At 75.8% G+C, this 24,924-nt stretch carries 21 protein-coding genes and 1 pseudogene; 10 read left to right on the top strand and 12 right to left on the bottom strand.

The genetic code is table 11. From position 1 onward, the window contains the following. Window positions 1-164: 164 nt before the first annotated feature. On the top strand, window positions 165-1,097 hold the full coding sequence (locus tag ABD981_RS30485) for a 5-dehydro-4-deoxyglucarate dehydratase (protein ID WP_046907978.1): 933 nt from the start codon (window positions 165-167) through the stop codon (window positions 1,095-1,097). Then, complete coding sequence (locus ABD981_RS30490; protein WP_046907905.1) at window positions 1,094-2,215, top strand: hypothetical protein; 1,122 nt, start codon at window positions 1,094-1,096, stop codon at window positions 2,213-2,215. The genes ABD981_RS30485 and ABD981_RS30490 overlap by 4 nt, the downstream gene beginning before the upstream one ends. Here the strand turns inward: ABD981_RS30490 and ABD981_RS30495 are convergent. From ABD981_RS30495 to ABD981_RS30525, 7 genes are all read right to left on the bottom strand, one after another. Continuing rightward, window positions 2,208-3,392: an MFS transporter gene (locus ABD981_RS30495; protein ID WP_046907906.1), complete on the bottom strand. Its 1,185-nt coding sequence runs from the start codon at window positions 3,390-3,392 to the stop codon at window positions 2,208-2,210. The genes ABD981_RS30490 and ABD981_RS30495 overlap by 8 nt on opposite strands. A 48-nt stretch (window positions 3,393-3,440) precedes the next feature. After that, window positions 3,441-3,893, bottom strand: a complete 453-nt coding sequence (locus tag ABD981_RS30500; protein WP_046907907.1) for a hypothetical protein — start codon at window positions 3,891-3,893, stop codon at window positions 3,441-3,443. A gap of 137 nt (window positions 3,894-4,030) precedes the next feature. Then, window positions 4,031-5,479, bottom strand: coding sequence for a peptidoglycan D,D-transpeptidase FtsI family protein (locus tag ABD981_RS30505; protein WP_046907908.1), 1,449 nt, complete (start codon window positions 5,477-5,479; stop codon window positions 4,031-4,033). 170 nt (window positions 5,480-5,649) lie between these two features. Continuing rightward, window positions 5,650-6,345 carry a response regulator transcription factor gene (locus ABD981_RS30510; protein ID WP_046907909.1) on the bottom strand — a complete coding sequence of 232 codons (696 nt, stop codon included), beginning with the start codon at window positions 6,343-6,345 and terminating at the stop codon, window positions 5,650-5,652. Then, window positions 6,345-7,610 (bottom strand): sensor histidine kinase, encoded by a 1,266-nt coding sequence (locus ABD981_RS30515; protein WP_046907910.1) that lies wholly within the window; start codon window positions 7,608-7,610, stop codon window positions 6,345-6,347. Before ABD981_RS30515 ends, ABD981_RS30510 begins: the two co-directional genes overlap by 1 nt. Continuing rightward, window positions 7,607-8,614, bottom strand: a complete 1,008-nt coding sequence (locus ABD981_RS30520) for a hypothetical protein (protein WP_046907911.1) — start codon at window positions 8,612-8,614, stop codon at window positions 7,607-7,609. The genes ABD981_RS30515 and ABD981_RS30520 overlap by 4 nt, the downstream gene beginning before the upstream one ends. 109 nt (window positions 8,615-8,723) lie before the next feature. Further along, window positions 8,724-9,494: an IclR family transcriptional regulator gene (locus tag ABD981_RS30525; RefSeq protein ID WP_046907912.1), complete on the bottom strand. Its 771-nt coding sequence runs from the start codon at window positions 9,492-9,494 to the stop codon at window positions 8,724-8,726. A gap of 112 nt (window positions 9,495-9,606) precedes the next feature. Here ABD981_RS30525 and ABD981_RS30530 point away from each other — a divergent pair, with 112 nt between their 5' ends. Next, window positions 9,607-11,100, top strand: coding sequence for an aldehyde dehydrogenase (NADP(+)) (locus tag ABD981_RS30530; protein WP_123954489.1), 1,494 nt, complete (start codon window positions 9,607-9,609; stop codon window positions 11,098-11,100). A gap of 3 nt (window positions 11,101-11,103) precedes the next feature. Here the strand turns inward: ABD981_RS30530 and ABD981_RS30535 are convergent, their stop codons facing one another. Beyond that, a complete protein-coding gene (locus tag ABD981_RS30535) occupies window positions 11,104-12,108 on the bottom strand; it encodes a zinc-dependent alcohol dehydrogenase family protein (RefSeq protein ID WP_240495220.1) in 1,005 nt (334 codons plus the stop codon). 101 nt (window positions 12,109-12,209) lie between these two features. On the opposite strand from ABD981_RS30535, the gene ABD981_RS30540 reads away from it, so the two are divergent. Continuing rightward, window positions 12,210-13,124 carry an AraC family transcriptional regulator gene (locus tag ABD981_RS30540; RefSeq protein ID WP_046907913.1) on the top strand — a complete coding sequence of 305 codons (915 nt, stop codon included), beginning with the start codon at window positions 12,210-12,212 and terminating at the stop codon, window positions 13,122-13,124. Window positions 13,125-13,250: 126 nt separating this feature from the next. Here the strand turns inward: ABD981_RS30540 and ABD981_RS30545 are convergent, their stop codons facing one another. Beyond that, window positions 13,251-14,798, bottom strand: a complete 1,548-nt coding sequence (locus ABD981_RS30545) for an MFS transporter (protein ID WP_240495221.1) — start codon at window positions 14,796-14,798, stop codon at window positions 13,251-13,253. 70 nt (window positions 14,799-14,868) lie between these two features. Between ABD981_RS30545 and ABD981_RS30550 the strand changes: the two genes are divergently transcribed. The 4 genes from ABD981_RS30550 to ABD981_RS30565 all read left to right on the top strand — a co-directional run bounded on the left by ABD981_RS30550 (window position 14,869) and on the right by ABD981_RS30565 (window position 18,329). Further along, window positions 14,869-15,891, top strand: coding sequence for a GlxA family transcriptional regulator (locus ABD981_RS30550; RefSeq protein WP_046907914.1), 1,023 nt, complete (start codon window positions 14,869-14,871; stop codon window positions 15,889-15,891). A gap of 6 nt (window positions 15,892-15,897) precedes the next feature. Beyond that, window positions 15,898-16,401, top strand: a complete 504-nt coding sequence (locus ABD981_RS30555; protein ID WP_046907915.1) for a GNAT family N-acetyltransferase — start codon at window positions 15,898-15,900, stop codon at window positions 16,399-16,401. A gap of 69 nt (window positions 16,402-16,470) precedes the next feature. Further along, on the top strand, window positions 16,471-17,166 hold the full coding sequence (locus ABD981_RS30560) for a DsbA family oxidoreductase (RefSeq protein WP_046907916.1): 696 nt from the start codon (window positions 16,471-16,473) through the stop codon (window positions 17,164-17,166). A gap of 107 nt (window positions 17,167-17,273) precedes the next feature. Further along, window positions 17,274-18,329: an aminotransferase class V-fold PLP-dependent enzyme gene (locus tag ABD981_RS30565; protein WP_205628168.1), complete on the top strand. Its 1,056-nt coding sequence runs from the start codon at window positions 17,274-17,276 to the stop codon at window positions 18,327-18,329. Window positions 18,330-18,417: 88 nt separating this feature from the next. On the opposite strand, the pseudogene ABD981_RS30570 reads toward ABD981_RS30565, so the two are convergent. After that, a pseudogene (locus ABD981_RS30570) lies at window positions 18,418-19,522 on the bottom strand (pyridoxal-phosphate-dependent aminotransferase family protein). A gap of 396 nt (window positions 19,523-19,918) precedes the next feature. Between ABD981_RS30570 and ABD981_RS30575 the strand changes: the two are divergent. Further along, window positions 19,919-20,980: a PD40 domain-containing protein gene (locus tag ABD981_RS30575; RefSeq protein WP_131723866.1), complete on the top strand. Its 1,062-nt coding sequence runs from the start codon at window positions 19,919-19,921 to the stop codon at window positions 20,978-20,980. A 9-nt stretch (window positions 20,981-20,989) separates the two neighbouring features. After that, a complete protein-coding gene (locus ABD981_RS30580; protein ID WP_046907918.1) occupies window positions 20,990-22,084 on the top strand; it encodes an amidohydrolase family protein in 1,095 nt (364 codons plus the stop codon). Window positions 22,085-22,102: 18 nt separating this feature from the next. Here the strand turns inward: ABD981_RS30580 and ABD981_RS30585 are convergent, their stop codons facing one another. Next, window positions 22,103-22,663, bottom strand: coding sequence for a GNAT family N-acetyltransferase (locus ABD981_RS30585; RefSeq protein WP_046907919.1), 561 nt, complete (start codon window positions 22,661-22,663; stop codon window positions 22,103-22,105). Further along, window positions 22,650-24,836 carry a penicillin acylase family protein gene (locus ABD981_RS30590; RefSeq protein ID WP_046907920.1) on the bottom strand — a complete coding sequence of 729 codons (2,187 nt, stop codon included), beginning with the start codon at window positions 24,834-24,836 and terminating at the stop codon, window positions 22,650-22,652. Before ABD981_RS30590 ends, ABD981_RS30585 begins: the two co-directional genes overlap by 14 nt. Window positions 24,837-24,924: the final 88 nt, after the last annotated feature.

Consider the following 24,924-nt stretch of genomic DNA (forward strand, 5'->3'; position numbering starts at 1 on the left):
AGGTCCGACACGCTAGGCAGTGCCGTGTCGGACCGTCAAGAAGCCCTGCTGGCAAGGCAGGCAGGGTCCTTGACCATCGCTCCGCGGCGCCTCTACCGTGAAGTCGTTCAAGCATATGGACGAGAGTCAGAGTGATGCACGAACCGATCAGTCTGGGAGCGCCCGTGACCCCTGCCCCGCTCGCCGAACGGCTCGACGGCCTGCTGTTCTTCCCCGTCACCGCCTTCGGTCCGGACGGCACCGTCGACCTCGACGCCTTCCGGGCCCATGTACGCGCCGGGATCGACGCGGGCGCGGGCGCGGTCTTCGCCTGCTGCGGGACCGGCGAGTTCCACGCCCTCACCCCCGAGGAGTTCCGCGACTGCGTCGCCGCCGCCGTCCGGGAGGCCGCCGGCCGCGTCCCGGTCCTCGCCGGCACCGGCTACGGCACCGCGCTCGCCGTCCGCTACGCCCGGCTCGCCGAGGAGGCGGGCGCCGACGGCCTGCTCGTCATGCCCCCGTACCTGGTAGTGGCGGACCAGGCCGGCCTGCTCCGCCACTACACCGAGGTGGCCGGCGCGACCGCCCTCCCCGTGATCGTCTACCAGCGCGACAACGCGGTCCTCACCCCCGAGACCGCCGTGGCACTGGCCCGCACCGACGGCGTCATCGGCCTCAAGGACGGCCTGGGCGACCTCGACCTGATGCAGCGCATCGTCAGCGCCGTCCGCGCCGAGGGCCTGACCCTGCGCTACTTCAACGGCCTGCCCACCGCCGAACTCACCGGCCTCGCCTACCGGGGGATCGGCGTCACCCTCTACTCCTCCGCCGTCTTCTGCTTCGCCCCCGACCTCGCCCTCGCCTTCCACCGCGCCCTCGCCACCGGCGACGACCCCACCGCCCACCGCCTCATCGACGCCTTCTACCGCCCCCTCGTCGAACTGCGCGCGAAGGGCCGCGGCTACGCCGTCTCGCTCGTCAAGGCGGGCGTGCGGATGGCCGGCCTGGACGTCGGCGAGGTCCGCCCCCCGCTCAGCGAACCCCGCCCGGAGCACCTCGACGAGCTGGCCGCGCTCGTCGCCCGCGGCAGGGCCGCCCTCGCCCGGGGGGCCCGATGAGGGCCGGCGCCTTCCTCTACCCCTGGGACGTCAACGGCGACCCGGCCGCCCCCGCCCGCCTGGCCGGACTCGGCCTCGACCGGATCACCCTCGCCTCGGCCTACCACTCCACCCGGGCGCTGACCCCCCGCCACCCCCGCCACCGGGTGGTCACCGCCGCCCACGCCGCCGTCCTCTACCCACCGGACCCGGCCCGCTGGCGCGACCACCCGATCCGGCCGCACGCCTCCGGCGACTGGGCCCCCGGCGACGCGCACGGGGACGCCTCGCGGGCCCTGGCGGCGGCCGGCCTGGAGGTCCACACCTGGGTGGTCCTGGCCCACAACTCCCGCCTGGGCGCCGACCGTCCCGCGAGCTCCGTCGTCAACGCGTACGGCGACCGCTACCCCTGGGCCCCCTGCATCGGCCAGGACGTCGTGCGCGCCCACCTGGTGGAGCTGGCGGCCGAGGCGGCGGTACGGCCCGGGGCCGCGGGCACCGAGCTGGAGTCCTGCGGCTGGTACGGCCTCGCGCACCTCCACGCGCACGACAAGACGGCCGGCGTCCCGCTCGACGACACCGCCCAGTACCTGATGTCGCTCTGCTTCTGCCCCTCCTGCCGGGAGGGGTACGCGCGGCACGGCGCCGACCCCGACGCCCTCGCCGCCGAGGTGCGGGCCGCCCTCGCCCCGGTCTGGCGCGGGGCGCCCCCGGGCCCCGCCCCGGCCGCCGCCCTCGCCTGGCGCGTGGAGGCCGCCCGCACCCTCCAGGAGGCCGCCGTCGGCGCCGTACGGGCCGCGGCGCCCCCGGGCTTCCGGGTGCTGCTGCACGCGGACCCGGCCCCGCACCGCTGCGGCGCCAACGCGGGCACGGACCCGCGGCACGTCCTCGCCGTCGCGGACGGCGTGGTCACCCCGGCGGCGACCGTCGCGCCCTTCGCGGCCCACGCCCGCGGGGACGAGGTCCTGGCGGCCAACCTCCCCGTCGTCGCCGGACTGGGCGGCTCCCCGGCCACCCTCGCCGCCGACGCGCGGCAGGCCGCGGACGAGGGAGCCACCGAACTCCGGCTCTACCACGCGGGCCTGGCCTCGGACGCGGACCTGGCGGCGGTGGCCGAGGCCCTGGCGGAGCTCAGCTGACGGAGGCGCGCTCGCGCGGCACGAGCGTCCCCCGGGCCCCGGGGGCGAAGGCCAGCGCCGCCGCGCCCGCGAGCCCCGCCACGCCCACCACCGGCAGCAGCACCCGCACGTCCACCACCGCGACCAGACCGGCGCCCACCGCCAGCGCCACCGCGTTCGGCACGAAGACCAGGGTGTTCGCGGTGCCCGCGGCCCGCCCCACCACCTCGGGCGGCACGCCCCGCTGGACCGCCGTCATCGCGGCGATCAGCACCCAGGGCAGCCCCACCCCGACCACCCCGCTCGCCGCCAGAGCCACGCCGTCGTACGGCAGCGCCCGGGCGGCGGCCCCCAGGGCGAACAGGGCCAGGCCGGCCGCCGCGAGCACCCGCTCCGGCACCCGCCGCAGCAGCGGCCCCGCCACCAGCCCCGCCGCCACCGAACCCGCGCCCTGCACGGCGTACAGCACACCGGCGTACGCGGGGGAGTGCCCGAGCCCCCGGTCCACCACGGTGTAGATCGCGGCGCCGTTGAGCCCGGCCAGGAACATGGTGAAGCCGCCCGCCCCCACGAGGGCCCGCAGCACCGGCGATTCCCGCAGCGGCCGGACCCCGTCCGCGACCCGGCCGCGCTCCTCCGCCGCCGGGATCCGGGCCTCCCGCACCCGCAGCAGCGCGAAGACGCCCGCCGCCAGCGCGAACGTCGCCGCGTCGAGCAGCGCGACCGGCCCGCCGCCGTACCGGGCGAAGAGCCCGGCGGCGACCAGCGGGGCGACCAGCTTCACGGCCTCGTTCACGGTCAGCCGCAGCCCGTTGAAGGAACCGAGCCGCTCCGGGTCGAGGGCGCCCGCGGCGAGCGCCGCCTCCGCCGCCTCGACGAGCGCGCCCTGCGTCCCGTACACGAACAGCACGAGGAACAGCAGCCACACCCGGTCGGCCCGGTCCACCCACAGCAGCAACGGCAGCACGGCTGCCATGGCGAGGTTCACCGTGACCAGCAGCGGCCGCCGGGGCACCCGGTCGACGAGCCCGCCCAGCACCGGGCCGAGCAGCGCGGGCGCCCAGAGGGCGAAGGCGGTGAGGGCCGCGAGGGAGTCGGAGCCGGTCAGGGACTTCACCCAGATCCCGGAGACCAGCCACATCGCGGTGGTGCCGAACCCGGAGACGAGGACGGCGCAGAGGTAGAGAGGAAGACGCATGCCCGCAGGCTGGCGTCTGAGGTGGCCCCCGCGGATCGGTCAGATGCCCTAACCGCCGGCGCCCGCCGGGGCCGGCCGGGTGCCCGCGGACCGCTTCTCATAACGCAGCGCCACCCCCGTGGCCAGCGCGCCCAGGCCCTCCCAGAGCCCCACGCCCAGGAAGCCGGCCGGGGCGCGCCCGGTGACGACGGCGAGGGTGAAGACCGTGCAGGTGAGGAGACGGAAGGGGACCGTCCAGCGGAAGAAGGGCTTCCAGTCGGCCAGGGCGGCCAGCACGTAGTACACGCCCATGTTGAGGGCCGCCATGGAGGAGGCCGTCAGGAACAAGAGGGTGTGGTCCGCGTCCGCGCGGTCCGCGCCGGGTACGGGGCTCAGGCCCATGAGCCGGATCGTCGTGTCGGGGGACACCAGGCCCACCACCCCCAGCGCGGCGGCGAGGGTGCCGAAGACGGCCATGGTCCAGCCGGAGGGGGAGCGGGGAAGGCGTGCGGTCGAGAGCATGCGCCCTGCATATCGTGAAGCGGGGGCGGTCGTTCCACCGGCCCCCGCTTCCACGGCACTTCGGCCGTTACGTCACCTCGGTGCCGCGCACCGGAGTGACGGAGCGGCAGGCCGTCCCGGTACCGCGCACCGGGACGTCACTTCAGCCAGGCCTTCATCATCTTCTGCGCCACCGGCGCCGCCAGGCCGTTGCCGCTGACCTCGGAGCGCGCCGCGCCCGAGTCCTCGATCAGCACCGCCACCGCGATCTCCTTGCCGGTCGCCGGGTCCTTGCCGTAGGAGGTGAACCAGGCGTACGGCGTCTTGCTGTTGTTCTCGCCGTGCTGCGCGGTGCCCGTCTTGCCGCCGACCTCCATGCCGTCGATCGCCGCGTTGGAGCCGGTGCCCTTGTCGACCACCGTCTGCATCGCGCTGCGCAGCTGCTCCGCCGTCGCGGAGGAGACGATCCGCTTCGTGTCCCCGTCCTTGAAGGACTTCAGGGCGTCGCCGTCGGAGTCGACGACCTCGGAGACCATGTGGGGGCTCGCCATCAGGCCGTCGTTGGCGATGGCCGCCGACACCATGGCCATCTGGAGCGGGGTGGCCGTCACGTCGAACTGGCCGATGCCGGTCAGCGCGGTCTGCGCCTTGTCCATGCCGGACGGGTAGACGCTGGCGTAGGCCCGGACGGGCAGGTCCAGCTCCTTGTCGTTGAAGCCGAACTTCTCCGCCATCGCCTTCACCTTGTCCTGGCCGAGGTCGACCGCGAGCTTGGCGAAGACGTTGTTGCAGGAGTACTGCAGCGCGGTGCGGAGGGTGGCGTTCTCGCAGGGCGCCGAGGGGTTCTCGTTCTCCAGGTAGCGGGTCGAGCCGGGCAGCTTGTACGGGTTGGGGCTGCGCGTCGGCGTGTCCACCGAGCCGTACAGCCCTTCCTCCAGGCCGGCCGCCGCGACGACCAGCTTGAAGGTCGAGCCCGGCGGCAGCGGCTGCCGCAGCGCCCGGTTGACCAGCGGCTTGTCCTCGTCCTCGGTGAGCTGCTTCCATACCTCGCCGTCGGTGAGCCCGGCGATCTTCGAGGGGTCGTACGAGGGCGTCGAGACCATGCCGAGGACGCGGCCCGTCTTCGGGTCGATGGCGACCGCGGCGCCCTTCTTGTTCCCGAGCGCCTTGTAGCCGGCCTTCTGCACGGCGGGGTCGATCGTCGTGAGGACGGAGCCGGGCTCCGCCTGCTTGCGGGTGACCGCGTCCAGCGGGTTCTTCAGCCGGGTGTCGGTGCCGTCCAGGACGTCGGAGTAGATCCCCTCCAGCTGGGTCGCGCCGTAGGCCTGGGAGCTGTACCCGGTGACCGCCGCGTAGAGCTTCCCGTCGGTGTAGTCGCGCTTGTACGCGAGGTCGCCGCCCTTCGTCTCCTTAGAACCGGTGACCGGCGAACCGGCCACGATGATGTTCCCGAGCGGCTGCGCGTACTGCGCGATGGTGTTCCGCCGGTTCTTCTTGTCGTCCGCGAGGGCCTTGCCTTCGTACGCCTGTACCCAGGTGGCCCGGCCCAGCAGGGCCAGCACCAGGAGCAGCGAGAAGACCGAGGCGCGCCTGATCGTCTTGTTCATCCCGCTCAAGGGGACGAACGGAACAGTGGCCGCCGTTCCGGATGTGTCCCTTTTCTCAGCTTTCTCAGGTTTCTCATGAAACGTTCATGCGGGCAGAGGCGGAGGCGGAGGCGGGGCGCGCGGTGGAGCGGGGCCGGCCGGCACCCCCGTGTCCGGCCGGCCCCGCGGCTTCACCCCGGGGTGATGAACCCCGACTCGTACGCGGCGATCACCGCCTGCGTGCGGTCCCTCGCGCCGGTCTTCGCCAGAACCGCGGCCACATGGCTCTTCACCGTCGCCGGGCCCACGCCCATCCCGGCGGCGATCTCCGCGTTGGTCAGGCCCTTCGCCATCCGGCGCAGCACCTCCGCCTCCCGCTCGGTGAGCCGGGCCGCCCACGGCGGGGCGGCCGGCGGATGGCGGCGGGCGTGCTCGGCGGCGAGGCCGCGGACGGCGGCCGGGTAGAGCAGCGAGTCGCTGCGGGCCACCAGGCGCACCGCGCTCACCAGCTCCTCCGGCGCGGCCCGCTTGAGCAGGAAGCCGGCCGCGCCGACCCGCAGCGCGTCGTACACGTAGGCGTCGTTCTCGAAGGTGGTCACGACCACGATCCGGGGCCCGCCCGGCTCCGCCCGCTCCGACGGCTCCGCCCGCTCCGGCAGTGACGACAGGATCTGCCGGGTGGCCTGGATGCCGTCGATCTCGGGCATCCGGACGTCCATGAGGACCACGTCGGGCCGCAGCTCCCGCACCACCGAGACCGCCTCGGCGCCGGTGGCGGCCTCCCCGACGACCTCCAGGCCGGGCTCCGCGTCCAGGATCACCCGCAGCGCCGTCCGGACCATCCGCTCGTCGTCCGCGAGGACGATCCTGATCGTGCCGCCGTCCATCAGCGCTGCCCTCCGCCCGTGCCCACCGGCAGCCGGGCGGCCAGCAGCCAGGTCCCGTCCGCCGGGCCGGCCTGGGCGGTGCCGCCGAGCAGCCGGGCGCGTTCGGCGATGCCGCGCAGGCCGCGGCCGCCGTCCGGGCGGGCCACCGGCGGGGTCGCGGGCAGCGGATTCTCCATGGTGATCTCCAGTTCGTCCCCCGACAGCGCGATCCGCGCCGTCACCGTCTCGCCCCGCGCGTGGCGCACGGCGTTGGTCAGCCCCTCCTGCACGATCCGGTAGGCCTCCCGCGACACCGCCTCCGGCAGCCCCGACAGGCTCCCGCCGACGGTCAGCCGCACCCCCGGCCCCGCGCCCCGCACCAGCGCGTCCAGAGCGTCCAGGCCGGGCGCGTCGAGCTCGCCGTCGTCCTCGCCGCTGCGCAGCAGGCCGAGGACCGCGTCGAGTTCGCCGACCGTGCGCCGGGTGGTCTCCTCGATCGCGCTGAGCGCCTCCCGGACGAAGCCGAGGTCCGCGCCTGCGGCGCCCGAGTCGAGCACCCGGCGGGCCGCGCCCGCCTGGAGGGTGACCGCGCTCAGGGCGTGGCCCACCGAGTCGTGCAGTTCGCGGGCGAGCCGGTTGCGCACGGCCAGTTCGGCCGCGCGCCGCTCGGCCGCCGCGAGCCGGTCCGCCGGTCCGGGCCCGAGCAGCCGGGGCGCCTCGCGGGCCAGCAGCGCGCCCGCCGCCGCGACGACCGCCGCGAGCCCGAGCAGCATCAGGAGCCCGAGCGGCAGCCCGGCCCAGGCGAGCCAGGGCCGGTCCAGGTGCCAGAAGCGGCCGAGTTCGGAGGCGCGCAGCTCCGCCGAGAACGGCAGCGCGCACACCGCCAGCGCGAACGGCGGCAGCGCCAGCGTGGCCCCGCTGAGCAGGGCGCCCGCCCCGAGGTGGAGGGTGAACCACCCGGCGGTCCGGGCCCGGGCGCCGGATCCCCGGGCGGGCCCGTCGGCGAACCGGCCGGGCGCCACCCCGCACAGCGCCCGGGCCGCCGCCACCGACATCGGCCGGGCGAGCGGGAAGAGCGCGGTCAGTGCGGCGATCGGCAGCCCGACGGCGTAGGCCGCGAGCTGGAAGCGCAGGCCGCCCCCGAGGACGTTGCCGTCCGGCGAGAACGGCCCCACGGCCACGGTGCCGACCAGCCAGTACGGCATGAACAGCGCGCCGCCGAGGATCAGGTGCAGCCAGCGCCGCCGGGCCCGCTGCCCGAAGAGGGCGCCCCAGAAGCGGGTCACGCCGACGCGCCCCGGCGGCCGAGGACGAGCGCGAGGCAGCCCGCCAGCAGGAATCCGGTGATCATTTCGCCAGCGTAGGCGGTGATCATCAGGCCCGACGGCTCTTTTCCGGCTTCGGTCGCCGGCATCAGGGCGACCAGCGTCATGTACGCGCCCCAGCACCCGGCGGAGCCCGAGGCCACCCAGGCCACGCCCATCGCGGTGCGCACCCGCAGCCCGGCGGGCCGGCGCAGGACGAGCAGCAGGACGGAGAGGGCGGCGAGGACCAGGAAGGTGCCGCGCACCGCGTCGACCACGGCCCGGTCGGAGTCGTACGAGGCGGCGAGGCCGGTGGAGAGGCCGCCGGTCAGACCGCCGGCCCACAGGAAGCACAGGGTGGCCGGGGCGAGGGCGAGCACGGCCCCGGCCACGGCGGCGGCGCGGAGGCCCGGACCGCCCGCCCGGGCCGGCAGCTCCCCGAGCCGCCCGCTCCAGACCCGGCCCCAGCGGTCGCGGGAGTACAGGGCGAAGAGGGTGCCGAGGCTGAGGCCCTGGACGATGAAGCCGCCGTAGACGACGGGGAAGACCCAGGAGTCGAGGAAGGGTTCGCGGGGCGGCCCCGCGGTGCCGCTGCCGGAGCCGCCCAGCAGCGCGACGAGGAGCTGGGCCGGATAGGCCGTCATGATCGGCGCGATGAGGCCGGTCGCCGCCCACATGGGGAAGGCCAGCAGCCAGGCCCGCACCCGCAGTCCCCAGGGCCGGGTGAGCAGCAGCGCGAGGAGCACCACGGCGGCGTCGGCGAGGAGCGAGACGCCGTTGGCCACGGCCATCATCGTGGGGTGGTCGAGCAGGACGCTCCCGTCCGGGATGCCGAGCCGCCCGCCGGACACCCAGACGGCCTTGAGCGCGATGTACGGGAGGCAGGCGACGATCGCGAGGGTGCGCAGGACCGGCCGGAGGGGGCCGGCCGGCACGGTGGCGGCCTGGGCGGTGGCGGCCTGGGCGGGGAGCGTCGGTGAGGTCATGCCCCCACCGTCCCGCGCGGCCTGGCCCGGGCGCCTCCTGCCGGGCGACGAACCGCCTCCGCCGTACGGGGGAGCAGGCCCGGCCGCGGGGAGGAGGGCCCCGGCTGTCTCAGAGCCGGCGGGTCGCCAGCGCCAGCCGGTCGCGGGCGTCGAACAGCGCGTCCTTGATGAGCTGTTCGTGCCCCGGGGTCAGCCGGGCCACCGGCACCGAGCAGCTGATGGCGTCCCGGGCCGGGGTCCGGTAGGGGATCGCGATGCCGAAGCAGCGCAGCCCCAGGGTGTTCTCCTCGCGGTCGACCGCGTAGCCCTGTTCGCGGACGAGGCGCAGCTCCTCGATGAGCTGTTCGCGGTCGGTGACGGTGTGCTCGGTGAGCGCGGGCAGCGTCTCGGGGAGCAGCTTGCGCACCTGCTCGTCGGTGTGGGTGGCGAGCAGTGCCTTGCCCAGCGAGGTCGAGTGGGCCGGCAGCCGGCGCCCGACCCGGGTGAACGGGCGCAGGTAGTGCTGGGACTGGCGGGTCGCCAGGTAGACCACGTTGGTGCCGTCGAGGCGGGCCAGGTGGATGGTCTCGGTGGTGTCGTCGGACAGCCGGTCGAGGGTCGGCCGGGCGGCGGCCACCACCTCGTCGCCGTCGATGTACGAGGTGCCGACGAGCAGCGCCCGCACGCCGATCCCGTACCGGGTGCCGGTCGCGTCGGTCTCCACCCAGCCGAGCTCGACCAGGGTGCGCAGCAGCATGTAGAGGCTGGACTTCGGGTAGCCGACGGCCTCCTGGACGGCGGCGAGCGAGTGCATCCCGGGCCGTCCGGCGAAGTACTCCAGCAACTCCACGGTCCGCACGGCGGACTTGACCTGGGCCCCACCCGTGTCGCTCGTCGACATCGCCCTCGCCCCTCTTCCGAAGCACTTGTGGAGACGGCTCGGCCGTCAATAGAGTCCCCCCAGGATTCACCTACGGGGACAGTGTTCAGAATAGCGAACGAGGTGCGTGGCGGTGGCGGCAGAACCAGTGTGGAGCGTGGACCCCCGGACGGGAAAGGCGCGCGAACAGGTCGCCGTGGAGGCCACGGCCGAGGAGATCGACCGGGTCGTGCGCGCCGCGCACACCACCCTCGGCGCGCTCGCCGACCGCACCGCCCGGGCCGCGCTGCTGCGGACCGCGGCCGACCTCCTCGACGAGGCCCGCGAGCACGTCATCGAGGCCGCCGACGCCGAGACCGCCCTCGGGCCGGTCCGGCTCACCGGCGAACTCGCCCGCACCACCGCCCAGTTGCGCTCCTTCGCCGAGGTCGTCGACGCGGCCGCCTTCCTCGACGTGCGGATCTCCCGGCCCGACCCGGCCACCACCCCGCCCACCCCCGACCTGCGGCGCATGAAGATCCCGCTCGGCGTCGTCGCCGTCTACGCCGCCGGCAACTTCCCGCTCGCCTTCTCCGTCCCCGGCGGCGACACCGCCAGCGCCCTCGCGGCCGGCTGCCCCGTCGTGATCAAGGCGCACCCGGACCACCCGGCCACCTCCGAGCTCTGCGCCGCCCTGCTGCGCCGGGCCGCCGTCAAGGCCGGGCTCCCCGCGGACGTCGTCTCCCTCGTGCACGGCTTCGAGGCCGGCGTCGGGCTGATCCGCCACCCGCTGGTCGCCGCCGCGGGCTTCACCGGCTCCGTACGCGGCGGGCGCGCGCTCTTCGACGCCGCCGCCGCCCGTCCCGTGCCCATCCCCTTCCACGGCGAACTCGGCTCCCTCAACCCGGTGGTGATCACCCCGGCCGCCGCCGAGGCGCGGGCCGAGGAGATCGGCGCCGGACTCGCCGGCTCCATGACCCTGGGCGAGGGCCAGTTCTGCACCAAGCCCGGCTTCGTGCTCGCGCCCCGGGGCGATGCGGGCGACCGGTTCGTCGCCGCGCTCACGGCCGCCGTCAGCGAGACCGAGCCGGGCGTGATGCTCGACCACCGGATGCGCGGCGCCTTCCTCGACGGGGTGCGCGAGCGGGCCGGGCTGCCCGGCGTGACCGCCCCCGTGACCCCGGGCGCCGGCGGGGAGCACACCGTCAGCGCCGGGGTGCTCACCGTCGACGCGGGGCTGCTGCCCGAGGGCGGCCACGCCCCGCTCCTGGAGGAGTGCTTCGGCCCGGTCACCGTCGTCGCCCGCTACGACGGCCGCGAGCAGCTCAGCGCCGTCCTCGGCCTGCTGCCCGGCAACCTCACCGCCACCCTGCACATCGCCGAGGAGGACCCCGGCGCCGCCTCGCTGCTCGCCGAACTCACCCCGCTCGCCGGCCGGATCCTCGTCAACGGCTGGCCGACCGGCGTCGCCGTCGCCGCCGCCCAGCACCACGGCGGCCCCTACCCGGCGACCACCTCCACCGGCACCTCCGTCGGCGGGACGGCGATCGAGCGCTGGCTGCGCCCGGTCACCTACCAGTCGACCCCCGGGCACCTGCTCCCGCCGGAGCTGCGCGACGACAACCCGCTCGGCGTGCCCCGGAACTGACCGTCAGTGCGGCACCCGCACCACGATCTTCCCGATGTGGGTGCCGGACTCCATCAGCCGGTGGGCGTCCGGGACCGCCGCCAGCCCCTCGAACACCTCCGCGATCACCGGAGCCAGCGAGCCGTCGCGGAGCCCGGAGCCGATGAAGCCGGCCATCCGGGCCCGCCCCTCGGGCGTCCGCACCACCGCGCCGTTGGCGTAACCCCGCACGGTCAGCGGCCAGTTCAGCGACACGGCCGCGGGCCGCGGGTCCAGCCAGCCGTACAGCACCGCCGTGCCGCCCGGCTCCAGGGCGTCGCCCAGCTCGGCGAAGCCGGGGCCGCCGATCGCGTCGAACGCGACCCGTGCGCCCCGGCCGCCGGTGTGCCGCCGCACCTCCGCGACCAGGTCCTGGGTGCCGGTGGTGATCACCCGCGCCGCGCCCAGGTCGAGCAGCCGCCGGCGCTTCTCCTCGCCGCGGGTCGTGGCGATCGGCACCGCCCCGATCCGCAGCGCCGTCTGGATCGCGGCCGTGCCGACCCCGCTGGACGCGCCGGTGATCACCACCTCGTCCCCGGGCCGCAGCCCGCCCGCCTCCACCATGCCGCCGTAGGCCGTCGAGTACGCCAGCCAGGCCGCCGCCGCGGTCACCGCGTCCACCCCCGTGGGGCGCGGCACCACGTACTCCTCCGCCAGCACCACCCGCTCCGCGTACACCCCGTGCACGCCGAAGTCGAAGTTGGCCGCCGCCATCACCGCGTCGCCCGGCGCGTAGTCCGTCACGCCCTCGCCGACCTCCTCGACCACCCCGGCGGCCTCGTAGCCCAGCCGCGAGCCGGGCAGCGTCGCCCGGTAGTAGTACGTGCCCGAACGGAACAGCACCTCGGCCCGGTTGAGGCCGATCGCCTCCACCCGCACCCGCAGCTCGCCCGGGCCCGGCGCCCGCAGCGGCACCTCCTCGACGGCCAGCACCTCAGGGCCGCCGAGCTCGTGGAACAGGACCGCCCTCGTCATCGTGTCGTTTCCCATGTCCCCGACGCTAGGCGCGGCCCGCGAGACGATCCATGTCCCCATGGCTCCCGGTCATGTCCGATCGTCTCGCCCCACGGACGAGGGGTACGGTGCCGGGCATGGACGTACTGAGCGATGCCATCGCCGCCATGCGGACCGGCCGGCCGCACTCCTCCCGCACCGTCAGGTTCGCGCCCTGGGGCTTCCGCTTCCCCGCCACCCGGGGCGCCGGATTCCACGTCGTCCTCCAGGGCACCGCCTGGCTGCTGCCCCCCGACGACACGGCGCCCGTCCGGCTGGGCCCCGGCGACGTGGTCCTGCTCGCCCACGGCGCCGGACACGGACTCGCCGACCACCCCGACACCCCGCTCGTCGACGCCGTCCCCGCCCCCGACGGCTCCTGGCCGAGCCTCCCCGACCGCGGACCCGTCGGAGCCGAGGAGACCCTGCTGCTGTGCGGGTCCTACCAGTTGAGCCGGGCCCGCGCCCACCCGCTGCTCAGCGGGCTGCCGCCGTACGTCCACCTCCCCGCCCGGGTCGGCGCCCACCCCCGGCTGCGCGCCGCGGTCGACCTGCTCGGCGCCGAACTCGCCGAACCCCAGCCGGGCGCCGACACGATCGTCCCCGCCCTCCTCGACACCCTGCTGCTCTACCTGCTGCGCACCTGGTGGCTGGCCGAGTGCGCCGACCGGTCCACCGGCTGGTCCGCCGCCCTCAGCGACCCGGCCGTCGCCGGCGCCCTGCGCGCCCTCCACGACGACCCGGCCCGCCCCTGGACGGTCGAGGAACTCGGCGCCCTCGGCGGCCTGTCGAGGGCCGCGTTCGCCCGCCGCTTCACCGCCCTCGTCGGCCGGCCCCCGCTCGCGTACCTCACCTGGTGGCGCATGACGACCGCCGGCCGGCTGCTGCGCACCGACGACCTGCCCCTGCGGACCGTGGCCCAACGCTCGGGCTACTCCTCGGAGTTCGCCTTCGCCAAGGCGTTCAAGCGGGAGTACGGGGTGGCGCCGGGGCAGTACCGGAGGGCGGCGTAGGACGGCGTAGGGCGACGGGGTGCGCCGGAGGGGGTGTGCGCGCGGCGGCGGCCTGGGGTGGCGGCAGGGGCGGCGTGGCGTGGGCCGGGTCGGGGCCGCCGGTCCGGGGAGGCTGGGCAGCCGCTCCTAGGCGCGCCGGCGCGGCAGGCGCAGCGCGCCGAGCGTGGCCAGGGCCAGCAGGCCCGCGCTGATCAGCAGCGAGGTCCGCAGCGCCGCCGCCATGCCCTGCGCGACGAGCGAGCCGAAGACCGCGACGGCCAGCGCCCCCGCCGTCTGCCGGATCGCGTTCAGCAGGCCCGCCGCGGTGCCCGCCCGCTCGGCCGGGACCGCCTCCATCATCGCGGCGATCAGCGGCGGCAGTGAGAAGCCGACCCCCAGCGCCAGCGGCACGAGCAGCAGCGCCTGCGCCGCCCGCGGGGTCTCCGCGTCCACCGTCAGCAGCCCGAGCAGCCCCGCGACGGCCACGGTCTGGCCCACCAGGATCGGCAGCCTGGCCCCGTACCGCGCCGCCACCTTCGCCGACAGCACGTTCACCCCGGCGAGCAGCCCCGTCATCGGCAGGAACATCAGGCCCGCGCCCAGCGCGGAAAGCCCCAGCACCTGCTGGAAGAAGAGGCTGAAGACGAAGACCATGCCGTAGAACGCCACGCTGTTCGCCGCGCCCGCCGTCACCGCCACGGCCACCGTCCGGTCCCGGAACAGGCCGAGCGGCACCATCGGGTGCGCCCGCCGCGCCTCGATCGCCAGGAAGGCGGCGAAGGAGACCGCCGCGCCGCCCAGCGCCCACCACCCCGCCGTACCGCCCTCGATCGCCGCGAAGGTCAGCCCGCCCAGCGCGGCCGTCGCCGTCAGCTGGCCCGGCAGGTCCAGCGGCGCGGGCCGCCGCGCCGAGCCCGCGACCCGGGTCAGCAGGGCGAGCGCGACCAGGCCGAGCGGCAGGTTGACGAAGAAGATCCCGCGCCAGCTCCACGCCGTGGTCAGCGCGCCGCCGACGACCGGCCCCAAGGCCACCGCGACGGTGGCGCCCGCCGCCCACAGCGACACCGCGCGGGCCCGCCGCACCGGGTCGCCGTAGGCCTCCCGCACCAGCGCGAGGGAGGCCGGGAGCATCGCCGCGGCCGCCGCGCCCTGCACGGCGCGGGCCGCGAGCAGCGAGGGCAGGCCCGGGGCGAGCCCGCACGCGACGGAGGCCAGGGTGAAGCCGACGACCCCGACCGCGTACGCACGGCTCGCGCCGATCCGGTCGGCGAGCGCGCCGCTGGACAGCAGCAGTGCCGCGAACGCCAGGGTGTACGCGTCGACCACCCACTGCAGGCCGGCCATCCCTGCCCCGAGGTCGCCGCCGATCGCGGGCAGCGCCACGTTGACCACCGAGGTGTCGAGCGTGATCAGGGCGAAGCCCAGCATCGCGGCGACGAGCGCGGGACCGGGGCGCCGGTCGCCGGGCGGGGCGCCGGGGGAGGGCGGGGAGCCGGTGCCTGCGGAGCCTGCGGTGCCTGCGGAGCCTGCGGTGGGTCTGGCGGTGCCAGTGGTGTCGACGGGGACGGTGTCTCCAGCGGCTCCAGCGGCTCCAGCGGCTCCAGCGGCTCCAGCGGCGCCGGCGGCGCCGCTGGAGCCGGTGGCTCCGGCGGACTTCGGGGCAACGGCGGCTTCGGGGGCGTCGGTTGAGGTCATGCGTCCAGCTTCGTCAGCGCCCGCCCCGTAGAGTAGTGGCCCGAATGCCAGATGACCGGAGGTTCTGGCCATGCCCGCGTCCCGGGTCCGCCGCGTCGCCGTGATCGCCGCCCCGCCCGCCTCGATGTTCAACCTCGCCATCCCCGAGATGCTCTTCGCCAAGGTCGAGGTCGACGGCGGCCCCGGCTACGAGACGGTGATCTGCGCCCCCGATCCCGGCCCCGTCGCCACCACCGGCGGCCTCGACCTGCACGTCCCCCTGGGGCTCGACGCCACCGACGCGGCCGACACCGTGATCCTGGCCGGCAGCGGCTCGTACACCGATCCCGACCCGCGGATCCTGGACGCGCTGCGCCGGGCAGCCGCCGCGGGCAAGCGGATCGCGTCCATCTGCACCGGTTCCTTCGCGCTGGCCGCCGCCGGACTCCTCGACGGCCGCGCGGCCACCACCTACTGGGCCTACCGCGAGCAGCTCGCCGAACGGCACCCGACCATCGACCTCCAGGACGACGTCCTCTTCGTCCAGGACGGCCCGGTGCTCACCTCCTCCGGCTACGCCGCCGGCATCGACCTGTGCCTGCACGTCATCCGCACCGACCACGGCGCCGCCGTCGCCAACACCGTGGCCCGGCTCGCCCTCGTCGCGCCCGTGCGGCCCGGCGGCCAGACCCAGTTCACCCTCACCCCGCTGCCGCCCGAGCGCGGCGTCTCCTTCGCCCGCACCCGCGCCTGGGCGATGGAGCACCTCGACGAGCCGCTCACCCTCACCGACCTGGCCCGGCACGCCGGGGTGTCCGTCCGCACCCTCTCCCGCCGCTTCCACGCCGAGACCGGGGTCAGCCCGCTCCAGTGGCTCCTGCACCAGCGCGTCGAACGCGCCAAGGAGCTCCTGGAGACCACCTCGCTGCCCATGGACCGGGTGGCCCGGGCCGGCGGCCTCGGCACGGCGGACTCGCTGCGCCGGCACCTGCTGCGCAGGACGGGGCTGACCCCGAGCGCCTACCGGGCCTCCTTCGACCGGCTCGGCTCGGCGGCGGCGACGGCGGCGGCGGGCGGTGCGACCGCAACCGCGACCGCCGCCTCCGCGTCCTGAGAGGTCATGATCGGATCCCCTCTTCGTATCCACCAGGCGGTCCCCGCCGACCTCGACGCCGTGGTCGCCCTCCACACCGAGGCCCGCGCGACCTACTACCGCGGCCACCTCCCCGACGAGGCCTTCGCGGGCCCCGGGGAGCTGGCCCGCTCCCGGGCCGGCTGGGCCGCCGCGATCGACGCCGGCCGGGTGCTCGGCGCCCGGGACACGGCCGGCGAGCTCCTCGGCATCGCCGCGTACGGGGAGCGCGACGGCGTCATGACCCTCTCCCAGCTCCACGTCGCCCCGGCCCGCTGGCGCGGCGGCGTCGGCACCGCCCTGCACACCGCCTGCGTCGACGCCTGGCGTGCCGCCGGGGTGTCCACCGCCCGCCTGGAGGTCTTCGAGCCGAACCTCCGCGCCCGCGCCTTCTACGCGGCCCGCGGCTGGCTCCCCGACCCCGACACCCCGCGCGACGGGGACCACCTCGTGCTCCGGCTCACACTCGCCCCGGAGGCAGCGGCGGAATGAATCCGGCGGGTCGGGACGTTCCGCTCCGTGGACACCCGACCCCCGCCCCGTCTGGAGAGAAACCCCATCATGCGCGTCGAGATCTGGAGCGACATCGCCTGCCCCTGGTGCTACATAGGCAAGGCCCGCTTCGAGAAGGGCCTCGCGGCCTTCGCCCACCGCGACGACGTCGAGGTCGTGCACCGCTCCTTCGAGCTCGACCCGAACCGTGCCAAGGGCGACACCGCGCCCGTCCTGGAGATGCTGGCCACCAAGTACGGCCGCACCCTCGACGAGGCCCGCGCCATGGAGGCCCACGTCGCCTCCAACGCCCACTCCGAGGGACTCGGCTACCGCACCGAGGGCCGTGACCACGGCAACACCTTCGACATCCACCGCCTGCTGCACCTGGCGAAGGAGCGCGGCCGCCAGAGCGAGCTCCTCGACCTCGCCTACCGGGCCAACTTCGCCGAGGAGCGCTCGGTCTTCGAGCCCGGCACCCTGGTCGCCCTCGCCGTCGAGGCCGGTCTCGACGAGGCCGAGGTCCGCGCGGTGCTCGCCGACGAGTCCGCCTACGCCGACGCCGTCCGCGCGGACGAGCGCGAGGCCGCCGAACTCGGCGCGAACGGCGTGCCGTTCTTCGTCCTCGACCGGAAGTACGGGGTCTCCGGCGGCCAGCCCGCCGAGGTCTTCACCCAGGCCCTGGAGCAGGCCTGGCAGGGCCGCACCCTCCAGCCCGTCGGCGGCGACGCCGACGCCTGCGACGTCGACGGCGGCACCTGCTGAACGCGTCCCCGGACGCCCGCCCGGCGACGGACGCATAAGCGCCACTTGGAGATTCCCCATGATCTATGGCAATTGACGGGAGATCGTGGGGAATCCAGGCTGGTGCCATGGACATTCTGGAGCCCCTGGGCGGAGCCGAGTTCGCCCCCAAGCAGACCTATCTGAACACCTCCGCCTGTGCCCTGCTGCCCCGCCGGACGGTCGAGGCCGTCACCCTCCTCGCCGAGGAGACCGCGGCCGGGCGCCCCGACGGCGCCGGCAGCTTCGACATCGTCGACGAGGCCCGGGCCTCCTTCGCCCGGCTCGCCCACATCGGCGCCGACCGGGTCGCGGTCGGCAGCTCGGTCTCGGTCCACGTCGGCATGGTGGCGCAGTCCATGCCGGCCGGAGCCGAGATCCTCTTCCCCGAGGGCGACTTCTCCTCCGTCATCACCCCCTTCACCGTCCGCGGCGACCTGAAGATCCGCTTCGTGCCGCTGGAGCTGCTCGCGGAGTCGGTGCGGCCCGAGACCGCCCTCGTCGCCTTCTCCGCCGTGCAGTCGGCGGACGGCCGGACGGCCGACTTCGCGGCGGTCCGCGCCGCGGCCGCCGCGCACGGCGCCCGCACCCTCCTGGACGCCACCCAGTCCGCGGGCTGGCTGCCGCTGTACGCGGCGGACTGGGACTTCACCGTCGCCGGCGGCTACAAGTACCTGCTCTGCCCGCGCGGCGCGTCCTTCCTCACCGTCACCGAGGAGGCCCAGGACGCCCTCCTGCCGATCCACGCCGGCTGGGTCACCGGCGAGGAGCTGTGGGTCAACAGCTACGGACCGGTGCGCGAACTGGCCCGCTCGGCCCGCCGCTTCGACGAGCCCGCGGCCTTCCTCTCGTACCACGGCGCGGCCCGCTCGCTGGCCCTCCTGGAGGAGGTCGGCATCGAGCGCATCGAGGCCCACAACAAGGCCCTCGCCGCCCGCTTCCGGGCCGGCCTCATCGAGCTCGGCCACCACCCCGTCGCGGACGAGTCGACCGTCGTCGGCGTCCCCGGCCTCGGCGGTCGCGCCGACGCCCTGCGCGAGGCGGGCGTGCTCCTCTCGGCCCGCGCGGGCAACCTGCGGGCCTCCTTCCACCTCTACAACTCCTCGGCGGACGTGGAGCGGGCCCTGGAGATCATCGCGGGCTGAACCCCGCCCGGGACCGGAAAGGGGCCGCCGCGGGACGGGTGCGTGCGTGACCCGTCCCGCGGCGGCCCCCCGGCCGCATCCGGGCCCGTCAGCGCCCCCACGCCTCCGTGACCGCCCTGCGGGCGCCCTCCAGGTCCACCGGGCGGCCCGTCTCCGCGAGGGCCGCGCCCAGCGCCGCCAGCGAGGACTGGACCGCGCCCGGGGTCGCGTCCACCCCGTAGTGGTTGACCCGGACCATCTCCTTGGCCAGCGCCCCGCCGCCCGCGATCAGCGGCAGCGACGGGTCCGCGGCCAGCGCCTTCGCCACCAGCTCGGAGGCGTCGACCCCGGCGGGGGAGCGCAGCGTCGTGGCGACCGGGGCCGCGTCCCGCGCCTCGTACACGTACGGCTCCAGACCGCCGCCGAGCGCCAGCGCGCCCGCGCGGGTGGCCGCCGCGGCCGAGGCGTGCCGGGCCATCAGCGCGTCCAGGCCCTCCGCCTCGATCCGCTCCAGGCACGCCTCCAGGGCCAGCATCTCCAGCTGCGCCGGGGCGTGCAGCAGCGCCTTGCGGCCGCCGTCGACCCAGCGCTCCTTCCAGTCCAGGAGCGAGAGGTACGAGCGGCGCGGCGCCTGCGGGTTGGCGGCGAAGCGCTCCCAGGCCCGGGCACTCACCGACACCGCCGAGACGCCCGCGGGGCCGCCCATCGCCTTCTGCGCGCCGATGATGCACATGTCGACGCCCCACTCGTCCGGCAGCACCGGTTCGGCGCCGATCGAGGCAACCGCGTCCAGGTAGAACAGCGCGCCGTGCGCCCGCACGACCTCGCCGATCTCCGCGACCGGGTTGGTGTTGCCGGTCGCCGCCTCCGCGTGCACCAGGGACACGAAGTCGATCTCCGGGTGCTCGGCGAACGCCCGGGCCACCTGCTCGGCGGTCACCGCCGTGTGGAAGGGCACCTCCAGGTCGACGACCGTGGCGCCGCAGTCCCGCAGCCAGTTGCCGAAGGTCTGCCCGTACGGCCCCGTGACGATGTTCAGCGCGGTCGAGCCCGGCCGCGCGCCGCTGCGGATGCAGCCCTCCAGGGGCAGCAGCGCCTCGCCCTGGGTGATCACCACGTCCTGCTCGGTGGAGAGCAGCGCGGCGACCCGGTCCTCGATCGACGCGAAGTGCGCCGCGGTCAGCGGGGGCCAGGTCCAGGAGCGGGTGGGTCACGGTCACGGCGGTGCCTTCTTCGGTGTCGACAGGTGGATCGGATGCGTGTCGCCTACATCGGGGTGGAGCTCGTGCCAGCGTAGATGCTCCGCCGACCGCCGGGCGCGTCCCCCGGACCGCGTCCCCCCGGACCGCGATCCCCGGACCGCGTCCCCCGGACCGCGTCCCCCGGACCGGCGACCCCCGCCCCGATCCCGCCGAGGTGCCGGGCGGCACCGGTCCCGGAGGCGACGGGGCGTCACGGCACGGTGCGGAACCTGTCACAGCCCGCGCACCGCCGGCTCCCGGCGCTTTCCCCGGGACCCCGCCGGTGGGATGGTGCGGGCCGGAGCGGCCCGCGGGGGGCCGCCGGGAGGAACCGGGGTGGACACGATGACGCGGCGCACCGAGAGAACCGTGAGAGCCGAGAGAACCCTGAGAGCCGAGCGAGCCGGGCGAGGCGCGCGAGACGGGAGCGGCGCGCGAGCCCGGGGGGCCGGGAGGACCGGGGGCGCCGGGGCGGTCGGGCGCACGGCCCTGAGCGCCGCGCTGCTCGCGGCGCTCGCGCCGCTGACGCTCGGCGCCGCCGCCCCGGCCACCGTGCCCGCCGCGGCCCCGCCCGCCGTACGGCCGGCCGTGCCCGCCGTCGTACGGCCGGCCGTGGACCGCCCGATCGTCTTCGCCCGCTACACCGCGGCGGCGCCCGTCGAGGACCTGTACGCCGTCTCTCCGGCCGGCGGCGTGCCCGCCAAGCTCACCCACACCCCGGCCGTCAGCGACGTGATGCCGAGCTGGTCCCCGGACGGCAAGCGGGTGGCGTTCCTCCGCTACGGCGCCGGCGGCGCGGTCGACGGCATCTGGACGATGAAGAGCACCGGCGGCGACCTCAAGGCCGTGCCCGGCACGGCGGGCGCCGCCGAACCGGCCTGGTCCCCGGACGGCACGCGGATCGCCTACTCCCGGCCGGTCGGCACCCAGCGCGAGATCTACCTGGCGCACCTCGACGGGAGCCCCGCCACCCGGCTCACCCACACGGCGGCGGACGAGCACCGCCCCACCTGGTCGCCGGACGGCGCCCAGCTGGCGTACAGCCGCGCGGACGCGTCCGGGAACAGCCGGCTGATGCGCCTCCACCTGTCCACCCTGGCCCAGACGCCGATCACCCTGGCCGGCTCCCGGGACTGGACGCCCGACTGGTCGCGCGGCAACCGGATCGCCTTCAGCCGGGTCGACTCCACCGGCTTCGCCCACCTCTACGTCGTCCGCCCCGACGGCTCGGGCATCCACCGCATCACCTCGGCCCGCGCCCACGACAGGTACCCGTCCTGGTCGCCGGACGGCCGGCGGCTGGTCTTCACCCGGGGCGGCACGGACGACGCCGACCCCGAACACCTCTTCCTGGTACGGGCCGACGGCACCGCGCTCACCCAGCTCACCAAGACCGACTCGCACGATCTGGAGGCCGACTGGCGGCCGTAGAGTGCCGGTATGAGCGATCACGTGGTGCTGCATGTGAAGGGGCGGGTGCTCGTCGGCCCGGAGGACGTCCGGGACGAACTGTGGTGCGTCGACGGACGGATCACGTTCGAGCGCCCCGGGGGTCTCTCGGGGGAGGCGCTGACCGTCGAGGGCTGGGTGCTGCCCGGCCTGGTCGACGCCCACTGCCACGTCGGGCTCGACCGGCACGGCCCGGTCGACGAGGCCACCGCCGAGAAGCAGGCGCTCACCGACCGGGACGCCGGCACCCTGCTCATCCGCGACGCCGGCTCGCCCTCCGACACCCGGTGGATCGACGGGCGCGAGGACCTGCCGAAGATCATCCGGGCGGGCCGGCACATCGCCCGCACCCGCCGCTACATCCGCAACTACGCCCACGAGATCGAGCCCGAGGACCTGGTCGCCCACGTCGGGCGCGAGGCGCTCCGGGGCGACGGCTGGGTCAAGCTGGTCGGCGACTGGATCGACCGCGACCTGGGCGACCTGGCCCCGTCCTGGCCGCGCCCGGAGGTCGAGGCGGCCATCGCCGAGGCGCACCGGCTCGGCGCCCGGGTCACCGCGCACTGCTTCGCCGAGGACTCGCTGCGCGACCTGGTCGAGGCGGGCATCGACTGCATCGAGCACGCGACGGGCCTCACCGAGGAGACGATCCCGCTCTTCGCCGAGCGGGGCGTCGCCATCGTCCCGACCCTGGTCAACATCGCGACCTTCCCGCACCTCGCGGACGGCGGCCAGGAGAAGTTCCCGCGCTGGTCGGCACACATGCGGCGGCTGCACGAGCGCCGTTACGGCACGGTCCGCGCCGCCTGGGACGCGGGCGTGCCCGTCTTCGTCGGCACCGACGCGGGCGGCTCGCTGGCGCACGGCCTGGTCGCCGCGGAGGTCGAGGAGCTGACGAGGGCGGGCATCCCCGCCCTCGACGCCCTCTCCGCGACGGCCTGGGGGGCCCGCGCCTGGCTGGGGCGCCCCTCGCTGGAGGAGGGAGCACCGGCCGACCTGGTCGTCTACGCCGAGGACCCGCGCGCCGACGTCCGCGCGCTGGCGGCGCCGCGGCGGGTGGTGGTCAACGGGCGGGTGATCGGCTGACCGCCCGCCCGCCGGGCCTCAGCGGGTGAAGAAGACCAGCCGGGCCTTCTTCTCCGGGATGAACACCTCCGGCAGGTCCACCTCGGGGAGCACGATCTCCGGGCCCAGCTCGAAGCCGGTGCGCGCGAGCCGGGCGAGCACCTTCTCGTTCGCGGCGTCCGGCTCGCCCACGACCCGGGTGCGGCCGGTCAGCGCGAAGTCGAGCAGGGCGGCGAACAGCTTCTCGGTGAAGCCCCGCTCCGGTGCGGCCGAGGGCGCGACGAAGAGGTGCACGCCGATGTCGCCCGGCCGCGCCTCGTAGCACTCGGAGATCCGGTCGGCCTCGGGGTCGTAGGTCTGGAAGACCGCGACGGGCTCGTCGTCGCGGTGCACCAGGAAGCCGTGGTGGGTGGTGAGCGAGTCGAGGTGGGCGTAGATCTCCGCCACCTGCTCGACCGTCGTGCCGCCCATCCCCCAGAAGCGGCCGCGCTCCTCGTTCACCCAGCGGTGGATGAGGGGGGCGTCGCGCTCGGGGTCGATGCGGTCGACCCGGACGGTGCCGAAGGCCTCGACGTCCCGCACGTACTCAGTTCTGCTCATGGTCTTCCTTCACGAGGTCGTTCCAGTCGGTGGTGACCGGGGCGAGTGCGCCCCGCAGCCACAGGGGAAGCTGGTCACGGTGGTGCGGGTCGCCGGGCACCCCGGAGGCGCCGAACGGCACGACCCACAGGCTGCGTCCGCGGTCGGCCAGGTCCCAGACGTAGCGGGCGGCCGAGGCACGGGCGGAGCGGTCGGTGTAGCCGGGCACGCTGGAGGTGGAGAGCACGCAGTCGTGGTCGCCGGCGAGCCCGGGCCACTGCGCGTCGTCCGCGTCGGGCAGCGCCTGCCAGGGCGCCAGCCGGTGCGTGACGCCCCAGGCGGCCGGCGGCTCGCCCGCCGCGACCTCCTCGACCGCCTCCCGCACGATCCGCCGGACGTCGCCAGCCGGTACGGGCCCGGCGACGAGCAGGGTCTCCAGGGCGAACGCGACCCGCGGGCCGAGCGCCAGCCAGGGCCGGAACAGCTCGGGGTACGGGGCGGGTTCGCGCAGCTCCGCGAACGCCTCGTGGGCCGCGAGCCGGCGGACCACCGCCCCGCGCACCGCCGCGTAGAGCCCGGCGTCCGCGCTGTCGGCGTCCATCCGCCGGTCCCAGCCGAGGAGCGTGCCGCGCACCTGCCGGGCGGCGGGGGAGAGGCCCTCCTCGTCGGTGCCCCGCACCGCGTCGAGCAGACGGCGGGCGGAGGGGTTGTCGGTGTCGGCGTGGACGGCGGCCATCGCGGACGGCGTCCAGGACTTGGAGGCGCCCAGCAGCGCGTCGATCCGTTCGGCGCGGTGCGGCGGGGCGAACTCGACGCCCAGCGGAGCGGCGAGGCCGCGGGCGTTGGCCATCACCGCGTGCCCCTCGACCTCGGCGCGGGGGGTGGTCGCGGCCTCGCCCGTCCAGGCGTGGGCGGCCTCCCAGGCGGGCACCACCCGCAGCGAGTTGAGCCGGTCGCGCACCGGCACGTACCCCGCGACCCGGTGCAGCAGCCCGCCGTCGGCGTCGGCCGCCTGCACGACGTTCACGGGCTCGATCCAGCGGTCGAGCGCCCGGTCGACGTCCCCGACGTTCCGTGCCCGCAGCAGCGCGGGCAGCACGGAGAAGCCCGACTCGCCGGTGACGCGCGGCGGGTAGCGCAGGCTGACGGCCTCCCACTCGCGGGGGCCGTCCTCGGCGCCCGTGGCGCCCCCGGCTGTTCCGGCCCCGGCCCCGGCGGCGCTCCCGGCGCTCGCGGTGTCCCCGTCCCCGGCGCCCGTGGCGCCCCCGGCGGCGGTCCCGCCCTCCGCGCCGATGATCACCGGACCCCGGGCCGTCTCGATCACCTCGATCTCGACCGGCGCGGCCGCGTCCGCGACCCGGATCGTCTCCGTGTGCGCGGTCGCGGGCTCCCAGCCGGCCGGGCCGAGGGCCTCGACGCGGCCGTCGGCGTGGCGGCGGAGGCGTTCGCGGTAGAGGTCCTGGTAGTCGGCCATCGCGTTGGTGATGGCCCAGGCGACCCGGCCCGTGTGGCCGAAGTGGGCGAGGCCGGGGACGCCCGGGACGGCGAGGCCGAGGACGTCGTGCTCGGGGCAGGAGAGCCGGATCTGCTGGTAGACCCCGGGCGCCTCGATGAAGCGGTGCGGGTCGCCCGCCACGATGGGGGCGCCGCCGGCCGTGCGGGTGCCGGCGACGACCCAGCCGTTGGAGCCCGCCGTGCCGGGGCCGTCCGTCGCGAACAGCTCCGTCCACTCCTCGCCGAGCCGCCGGGCGACCTGGTCGCGCCACAGCTTGGTGGGGAAGCCGGCGAAGAGGATGTGGGTGGAGAGCCAGACCGCGAGCGGCGTCCAGGGCTCCCAGCGCCCCGGCTCCAGGCCGGTCGCCGCGAACTCGGGTGCCCGCCGGGCGCCTTCCGGGAGGCCCTCGTTGACCCCGTCCACGTACGCCCGCACCCAGGCCGCCGTCTCCGGGTCCAGCCGGTCGTGGCAGCGGCGCGCGGTGTCGGCCAGCCTGGCCTGCCGGACGAAGGCGTCCCAGCCGGTCTCGGCCGCGCCGAGGAAGGCGGCTGTCGTGCCCTGCGCCCGGTGCCGTTCGACCTCCAGCTGCCAGGCGCGGTCCCGCGCGGTCACCAGGCCCTGTGCGCGGGCCAGTTCGCGCGGACCGTCGGCGCGCAGGTGCGGGATGCCGAAGGGGTCCCGGTAGACCTCGATGCTCACTGCGTTCGGCCCCGATCCGATCGTCGTTTCTTAGGTTAGGCTGACCTAAATTAATCTACAGGACCGGCGGGCTCGCGCGGTCGGCAGG

The sequence above is a fragment of the Streptomyces showdoensis genome, from assembly GCF_039535475.1.
GTDB classification, from domain to species: domain Bacteria; phylum Actinomycetota; class Actinomycetes; order Streptomycetales; family Streptomycetaceae; genus Streptomyces; species Streptomyces showdoensis.

Coding starts and splice junctions, on each gene's coding strand:
- ABD981_RS30510 (WP_046907909.1), bottom strand. CDS start 6,345: ATGGACGGCGGCACGATCAGGATCGTCCTCGCGGACGACGAGCGGATG.
- ABD981_RS30550 (WP_046907914.1), top strand. CDS start 14,869: ATGCCCGCGTCCCGGGTCCGCCGCGTCGCCGTGATCGCCGCCCCGCCC.
- ABD981_RS30490 (WP_046907905.1), top strand. CDS start 1,094: ATGAGGGCCGGCGCCTTCCTCTACCCCTGGGACGTCAACGGCGACCCG.
- ABD981_RS30560 (WP_046907916.1), top strand. CDS start 16,471: ATGCGCGTCGAGATCTGGAGCGACATCGCCTGCCCCTGGTGCTACATA.
- ABD981_RS30525 (WP_046907912.1), bottom strand. CDS start 9,494: ATGTCGACGAGCGACACGGGTGGGGCCCAGGTCAAGTCCGCCGTGCGG.
- ABD981_RS30580 (WP_046907918.1), top strand. CDS start 20,990: ATGAGCGATCACGTGGTGCTGCATGTGAAGGGGCGGGTGCTCGTCGGC.
- ABD981_RS30585 (WP_046907919.1), bottom strand. CDS start 22,663: ATGAGCAGAACTGAGTACGTGCGGGACGTCGAGGCCTTCGGCACCGTC.
- ABD981_RS30495 (WP_046907906.1), bottom strand. CDS start 3,392: ATGCGTCTTCCTCTCTACCTCTGCGCCGTCCTCGTCTCCGGGTTCGGC.
- ABD981_RS30535 (WP_240495220.1), bottom strand. CDS start 12,108: ATGGGAAACGACACGATGACGAGGGCGGTCCTGTTCCACGAGCTCGGC.
- ABD981_RS30555 (WP_046907915.1), top strand. CDS start 15,898: ATGATCGGATCCCCTCTTCGTATCCACCAGGCGGTCCCCGCCGACCTC.
- ABD981_RS30545 (WP_240495221.1), bottom strand. CDS start 14,798: ATGACCTCAACCGACGCCCCCGAAGCCGCCGTTGCCCCGAAGTCCGCC.
- ABD981_RS30565 (WP_205628168.1), top strand. CDS start 17,274: ATGGACATTCTGGAGCCCCTGGGCGGAGCCGAGTTCGCCCCCAAGCAG.
- ABD981_RS30500 (WP_046907907.1), bottom strand. CDS start 3,893: ATGCTCTCGACCGCACGCCTTCCCCGCTCCCCCTCCGGCTGGACCATG.
- ABD981_RS30505 (WP_046907908.1), bottom strand. CDS start 5,479: ATGAACAAGACGATCAGGCGCGCCTCGGTCTTCTCGCTGCTCCTGGTG.
- ABD981_RS30540 (WP_046907913.1), top strand. CDS start 12,210: ATGGACGTACTGAGCGATGCCATCGCCGCCATGCGGACCGGCCGGCCG.
- ABD981_RS30520 (WP_046907911.1), bottom strand. CDS start 8,614: ATGACCTCACCGACGCTCCCCGCCCAGGCCGCCACCGCCCAGGCCGCC.